Annotated in this window: 8 protein-coding genes; 2 read left to right on the top strand and 6 right to left on the bottom strand. The window is 66.6% G+C overall.

What is annotated here, in order from left to right:
• The 4 genes from ACWDUD_RS22110 to ACWDUD_RS22095 all read right to left on the bottom strand — a co-directional run.
• Positions 1–351 (bottom strand): transposase (locus ACWDUD_RS22110; protein WP_450110671.1); only part of this gene is annotated, 351 nt, incomplete at its 3' end.
• 262 nt (positions 352–613) lie between these two features.
• Positions 614–1,573 carry a phosphatidylserine/phosphatidylglycerophosphate/cardiolipin synthase family protein gene (locus tag ACWDUD_RS22105; RefSeq protein ID WP_450110670.1) on the bottom strand — a complete coding sequence of 320 codons (960 nt, stop codon included), beginning with the start codon at positions 1,571–1,573 and terminating at the stop codon, positions 614–616.
• A 382-nt stretch (positions 1,574–1,955) separates the two neighbouring features.
• Positions 1,956–2,204, bottom strand: coding sequence for a hypothetical protein (locus ACWDUD_RS22100; RefSeq protein ID WP_450110669.1), 249 nt, complete (start codon positions 2,202–2,204; stop codon positions 1,956–1,958).
• A gap of 719 nt (positions 2,205–2,923) precedes the next feature.
• Positions 2,924–3,058: a hypothetical protein gene (locus ACWDUD_RS22095; protein ID WP_269437520.1), complete on the bottom strand. Its 135-nt coding sequence runs from the start codon at positions 3,056–3,058 to the stop codon at positions 2,924–2,926.
• 417 nt (positions 3,059–3,475) lie between these two features.
• Between ACWDUD_RS22095 and ACWDUD_RS22090 the strand changes: the two genes are divergently transcribed.
• On the top strand, positions 3,476–3,859 hold the full coding sequence (locus ACWDUD_RS22090) for a Zn-ribbon domain-containing OB-fold protein (protein ID WP_307846015.1): 384 nt from the start codon (positions 3,476–3,478) through the stop codon (positions 3,857–3,859).
• A 347-nt stretch (positions 3,860–4,206) separates the two neighbouring features.
• Positions 4,207–4,473 (top strand): hypothetical protein, encoded by a 267-nt coding sequence (locus ACWDUD_RS22085; protein WP_307846020.1) that lies wholly within the window; start codon positions 4,207–4,209, stop codon positions 4,471–4,473.
• 382 nt (positions 4,474–4,855) lie between these two features.
• Here the strand turns inward: ACWDUD_RS22085 and ACWDUD_RS22080 are convergent, their stop codons facing one another.
• Together ACWDUD_RS22080 and ACWDUD_RS22075 are read right to left on the bottom strand one after the other, a co-directional pair.
• The gene (locus tag ACWDUD_RS22080; RefSeq protein ID WP_197250695.1) at positions 4,856–5,125 is read right to left on the bottom strand and encodes a DUF3263 domain-containing protein; all 270 of its coding nucleotides are present in this window, start codon (positions 5,123–5,125) and stop codon (positions 4,856–4,858) included.
• 67 nt (positions 5,126–5,192) lie between these two features.
• Complete coding sequence (locus ACWDUD_RS22075; protein WP_248674036.1) at positions 5,193–6,638, bottom strand: aldehyde dehydrogenase; 1,446 nt, start codon at positions 6,636–6,638, stop codon at positions 5,193–5,195.
• Positions 6,639–6,675 lie beyond the last annotated feature (37 nt).

Below are 6,675 nucleotides of genomic sequence, written 5' to 3'. Positions count from 1 at the left end.
GAGCGAGAGCACGATCTCGTCGATCCCGGTCAGCCGGCGCTGGCGCTTGCGGACGATCTTCGGCTCGAAGCTCGACTCGGTGTCCCGCGGGACCTCGATCTGCACCGGGCCGATCTCGGTCAGCACGGTCTTCGCTCGGGTGCCGTTGCGGGAGTTGCCGCTGCCGCGGCCGGCCGGGTCGTGCTTCTCGTAGCCGAGGTGCTCGGTCATCTCCGCATCCAGCGCGGTTTCGAGCACATTCTTCGTCAACTGCCCCAGCAGCCCGTTCGGGCCCATCAGCTCGACGCCCTGCTCCTTGGCCTGGGCCAGCAACTGCTGCGCCAACTCCAACTGGTCCACGTCGTTCGCCATGGGCTCCAGTGTTTCCATCATGGTCGATCCTTCCCGCCAAGCTCGCTGCTCGGCGTGTCAGGCCAACCCGGATACACCGTTGTTCGGACAGTCCCGATGAAGACGACAAAGGTGGGCACCTGCGTCGCCGAACACGCACAGACATGGGGGTATGTCAGAGTGATGGTCTCGATCGAGAAGCGTTGGAGCGCAGGAATTGTGGATGTCGTGTGATGCCCGTTGGAAGTTGTCGGGCATCGTGTGTGACGGGAATGTGCACCGTTCAGAGGTTCCACAGTTGCAGCAGGGCGGCGCGGAGTGTGGGGGAGATGACGCGGTGGTCAAGGTGGAGGCGGGGGTTGGGGTGCCCGGCGTCGGCGAGGGCGCGGATGGCGCCCGGTATCGCTAGCGGCTGGAGGTCGGTCCGGGTACGCAGCAGGTAGGCGACCGCGTGGCGGGTGTGGGGGATGGAGATCGGGTCGCTGGCGACGACCGCGGGTGGATGGATCCAGGCGGTGTCGGCGGTGACCTGCAGCAGCACATCGCCGCGTTCGAGGCGGTTGCGCCGGCCGGTGTCGGGTGTGTCCAGCCGCAGCCACTGCGTCTGGAATTTCGCGCTCGGCCCGCCAGCGCCACGAGGGTAGGGGTGCGCCGTTTCCCACACCTGTTGTTCGTCGGCGGTGGGGGTGTACTCGGTGATGCGGCTGACGAACATCCGGCGGACCGGGGTGGGGAGGAAGTCGTGGTCGTCGCGGGTGCGGCTGCCGATGCCAGCAAGGGGCACTGCGCGTCCGATCGACCAGATCGCGGTGGCGTTGTCGAGGAACGCCTGGTCGACGTCGGTGGTGTCGTCGAGGGTATCGATGAAGGTGTGTGCGGCCGTAATGGCGGTGGGATCGTCTGTGACGATGGCGGTTTCGTCGGCGATGCTGGAGCTGTGGGAGGCGCTGGAGGGGCCCACGATCGCGTATCGGGGAGTGACGATGAGGCCGGTATGCAGATTCGGTGTCGAGAGCACGCGAACACCGGCGTCGACGAAGTGCCGGAGGGCGGTGGGGGAGGTGGCGTGTGCGCGGACTGCGGCTCGGGCGGCGTTGACGATCAGCAGGTCTCCGGCGCGCAGCGGCAGTAGGTCGGGTGCGGTGGTGTCGAGGTAGGCGATCGCGACACGGCGGGGTCCTGGGCCGCGGAGGGCTGCGGTGATGTGCGGCCACGGGTGTGGTGCGTGCAGGGTCGTACCCATGGTCGGCACGGTAGCGGGTGCGGAATGAAGATGGGTAGCGATCACCGCGGCGGTGCTGCCCGCCGGAGCCAGGTGCGCACGTCCGTTCCACGGATGAACCCACCGCGCCCTCGGGGCACCTCGTTCTCGAGGGTGCCGGTGAGGACATGCGGGTCCTGTGGCTCGTGAGAATCCGGTCGGAGCCACAGCGAGGAGGGCTGTGTCGTGCTCAGGATCTATCCCACCGGTCGTTGCTGGGTGCGCGTTTCCTGTTGGCGGCGCGGCAGTTCGGCGCGGTAGTTGGAGGGCGCCTCGTCGTCGGTGCGTAAGTACATATCGGGCAAGACCAACGAGCTGCGCAACGATACGAAGTCCGAACTCAAAGCCGCCAAGTCGACCGATGTCACCTGCCCGGCCGGGTCCTCGCACCGGACGGGACACCGACGGTCGTGACGATCAGCAGATCCCCGACCAGGTGCGTGTCCGCAACGGCGACGAGGTCGGATGCGAATATCGCACCAGCACATTGGAGTTCGTGAACTCCCCTGTCTTGTTCAGTGCCGAGGGTCACGAAGAGCTCGCCGCAGCCCTGGCCGACGGCAATCAAGCGCGTGTGGGGGCGATTCTCGAGCGCCACGCCACCCTCGACCACCGGAGAACAATGGATTCGACATCTACGGCGACCAGTTCGGCCTCCCCTTCGCCACCATCGACAAGCTCGACGTCATCCGGCACTGAACAGTGGATGAGGCTTGCTCTGTACCCGGCCCGCCGGATCGCCGAGCTTCGCGGGTCCACCGGACCGCGGCGACCGGAAGATGGCGTCCGCGTGTCACCTATCCCATACGTCGCCGGTGACGGCGGCGACGTTGACAGCGATTGTGGGATGACCGGCACCGCGCTTCTGATGGAGAACGGCATGAACTGTCGTGTGCGATGTGCCTTGTCGTGTGCTTCATTCATCGGGTGGTGGACCCTTCGGAGCGAATGCATCCAGCGACAGATAGGGATCGCTCGGCGACTCGCGGCAGCGTGGGTATGAGGCGTGGTTTACCGCGGTAAACCAGTATGCCGGCGATCCCGGCGGATAACTTGGTCGTCAATGGGCATGGGAGCGCCTATCTCCGGTGATGACCACTGGCCCGCTTCGGGTTGCTGAGCCAGTGTCCTGGCCACTTCGGTTGTCTTGCCGTGGACGCGGGTGATCTCGATGAACGCGCCGCCGAAGGCGGAGCTGATCGGGTAGCCAGTCGTTCACGCCAGGCGTGCCGTCGACATGTGTCGGCGGTGCCGGTGATGGTGCGCCGGTGATGCGACGACGGGAGTGTCGATGCGTCGGGCCGCAGGGGTTCGTTCGGGGTGAGCGGGGTGTCAGTGGCGGACGGGGTTGCCTGCCTCGTCCCAGTCGGGCAGCTCCGGGATCCGGGTGGCCAGGACGGTGTCGGCGAGGATCAGGGCGACGGCGATTGTGAGAGCAACCGGTCGGAGGACGAACAAGGTGATCATCGGAGGGGTTCTTTTCTTTCTGGGGTCGCCGTCGGTGTGTCGGGCATGTGTGCTTCACGGTGAGTGGAGCGTTTCGGGTTCTTCGAGGATCGTGTGCGCGCGGGAGTCCGGGAACGGCCGACCGGCGGTGTGGGGTACCCGTTTCGGACCCTGGTCCGTACCGGCCGGCTTCCTTCCTCCGGGAAAGATAGGTATGCCCCCGGGTATTACGACCGTCGCTACACCGCGGCGGAGGCGGCATCGTGTGACGTGCCTAATCAGCTCTACGGAGGTTCGCGCGATGTACCACCCACACCGATCGCTAGTGCCCCGAGCCGACGGGCCTCACTTGGCGCTGCACCGTTCGAACTCGAACCCGGAATGCTTCGGCACCGCGACGCGCACCGTCCTGGGTGGGTTCGGTGTCGAGGTCGCGCCGTGACCGCCGCCGTCTTCGGCCGCGGGCGCGTGACCACGCGCTGCGGGAAGCTCGTCATCTGGAAATGTCGGGACTGCGCCGTGCTGCTCCCGCCCCTGAGCGTCTCCTGCCACTCGTGCGGCCACGGCGAACTCGAAGCTGTCGACTCGGCCGGGGCGGGAGTGATCGTGTCGTGCCGGACCGCCGATCGTGCACCCGACCCGGTGTGCGGCGCGCCGTGCCCGTCGGTGATCGCCATCGTCGAACTCGACGAGGGCCCGTGGGTCTATTCGTGGATCGACGGTGAGCTTCCGGTGCCGCCCGATCGGCCGGTGAGGGTGTATTTCCGGGACACGCAACCGGGGGAGAGATTCCCGGTCTTCGAACCACTCGACTCCCGGTGACTTCCGGTCGTCTCCGATCCCGAGCGCATGCCGGAACTCGATCGAGCCACCGGCGGAGAACGGCGCATGCGTCGTTCCTGGCCGAGAACTGTGCTGACCCCGGGAGGCTCCCACGGCGTGTGCGTCGGACCAGTGGTGTTTGCGGCGATGTGGGGCTTCTGTGCCGGGCGTACGGGCCAGGCGGCAAGGCGGGGTCCGTGGTGGTGTCGGTGGCTTGCGAATGCAACACCGGGAAGCGTTCGGCGATACCCCTGCAGGGGCGTGGGCGTGCCGGAGGTGCGGGTGGCCGGGGAGGGGGGCCGGTGAACGGTTGTGTGGCGGCTGTCGTGTGGTGTGGAAGGAAGGCAATGCCCGGAGCAGGTATCGGCGCGATGGTTGGTCTGTTGTGGTGGCTCTTGCTGGTGGTTCCCGTTTCGTTCGGCGTGGCGGCACGAGCGGACGCGAAGGCCCGCCGTATGTCCGAGTCCCGGGCGTCCGATCAGGATCGGAGGGGATCGGTCGCGGCTGGTCGGTGCGATCGGTGGCGGAAGCTCGCAACCCGGGCGTGGTTGATCTGTGGCGGCGCATCGCTGGTCACGGGAGGGGTCGTCGGTGTCCTGATCTTTGTCGGTTGAGGGTGGCCTGCACCGGGCACGCGCTCGATCGTGTGAAGCTGTCGGGGGCGAGACGAGATGTCGACGTCGACCCTGCTCCCGGATCGTCCCCAGAATTTGAAAACCATTCGACAGCAGTGGCATACGTGATCTCGAGATCCCGCGGGATGCGGCGACCCGGCCGGGCCTCGCAGGGAAGTGCAACGGTCAAGCCCGATCACGGGCGACTCCGAAGGTGCACCCACCGTTCTGGATGACCATCTGCTGAAGGAATGAAATTGGGGCAGGGCGCATAGGTGGGTGTCGGGACGCGCTGCGCCGGGCCGGTATCCGGGTGGTTCGGAGCCCTTCACACGCTGTCAGGACTACGCGCGAAGTGCGAGCGAGATGTTCACTCGTCTTGTCACAGCGGTTCGAACCTCATGATCGAGTCCGCTGGGGCGTGACGACGTCTGCGACCGGCCGGTGGATAGCCGAGTTTGTGTGCGCAGAGAGCTTTCAGACGGCGCCGGACCTGGACGTCGATACTCGGATGTTCGTCGAGGAGACTCTGCAGGCGGTGGTAGAAGTCGATGGGTAGGAGTCCGAACTCGGGCAGGATGTGCTCGTCACCGCCACCGTAGGGTGCCCACCGCACGGCGAAGTCGAGCAGCGCGACTTCATCTTTCGTCACTGTGCTCCTTTCCTGAAATTCACCACCGTGGGCGGGGCTACCTGTATATGCAGCCCCGCCCACCGTGTCAGCGCACGTCGAGGTAAATGCTCTTGAGCTGTTGGTAGCCCGCCAGTCCTTCGGGCCCGAGTTCCCGCCCGAGTCCGCTGTTCTTGATGCCGCCGAAGGGGGCGGTCGGATCGTTGGCGTAGCCGTTGATGCCGACCGTTCCGCTGGCGATGTTGCGGGCAAAGCGTGCACCGCGTTCGGGGTCGGCGGTCCAGACCGAACCACCGAGGCCGTAGTCCGAGTGGTTGGCGATGGCGATTGCCTCGGCTTCATCGGTGTAGGGGATGACCGACAGCACCGGGCCGAAGATCTCCTCCTGCGCGATGGTGTGCCCCGTCTCGACGTCGGCGAATACCGTGGGTTCGACGAACCAGCCGTGATCTGCCCCGGCAGGACGCTTGCCGCCGGTGGTGATCCGCCCACCGTCCGACTTACCCTTCTCGATGTAGCCTTCGACGCGATCGCGTTGACGGGCCGAGACCAGCGGTCCCATCTGTGTCGCTTCCGAGAGCGGGTCGCCGACGGACACACCCTTCGCGAGATCCGTAATAGTGTCGACGATCTCGTCGTAGCGTGAACGCGGCGCGAGTACCCGGGTGCCGAGCCAGCAGATCTGGCCGTTGTTTAGAAGCGTTGCGGCATAGAAGGATTCGATGTTGGCTGCGAGGTCGGCATCGTCGAGGACGACCGCGGCGGACTTGCCGCCGAGTTCGAGGGTGACCGGGCGCAGCAGTTCACCGCAGGTGCGGGCAATGGTGCGGCCGGCGGCGGTGGAGCCGGTGAACGAGACCTTGTCGATGCCCGGGTGGGCGACGAGGTAGGCGCCGAGTTCGCGTCCGCCCGGGACGATGTTGAGCACACCCGCGGGAAGGCCCGCCGCGATCGCCGCTTCGGCCATCAGGAAGGCGTCGAGCACGGTCTCCGGAGACGGCTTGAGAACGACGGTGCAGCCGGCGGCGAGCGCCGGAGCGATCTTGAGGAACGTGATGGCCTGGGGGACGTTCCACGGCACGATGGCGCCGACGACGCCGATGGGAGAGCGGGTGACGAGGGTCGATCCGCCGAGCATGCCGGGTCGGATCTCGTCCTCCTGCTTGGCCGTCATCTCGGCGTAGTAACGCAGCAGGAGAGGTGGGAAGCCACCCTCGAATTGTCGGGCGAGGCTGATGGGCATGCCGTTCTGGCTGCTCACCCGGGTCGCGGTGTCCTCGGCGCGGGATTCGAGTTCGTCGGCGAAGCGGCCCAGGACCTCGGCGCGCCGGGCGGCGCTCCACGACGCCCAGCCGTCCGGGCCGGTGAAGGCCGCGCGGGCGGCCTCGACCGCATCGTCGATGTCGGACTCGGTACCGTCCGGCACCGAGCCGATCCGCTGTTCGGTGCTCGGCGAGATGACCGGAATCGTCGAATCGCCGGACGGCCGTACCCATCCGCCGCGGATGTAGAGATCGGTGTAGTCGATCGTCATCGGGGTGTCCTTCTCGGAAAGTGTGTCGGGTGGAGTG

The sequence above is a fragment of the Rhodococcus sp. NPDC003382 genome, from assembly GCF_053589135.1.
The sequence above is the reverse complement of the archived record's forward strand: the minus strand, read 5'-3'. Positions and strand labels throughout refer to the sequence as shown.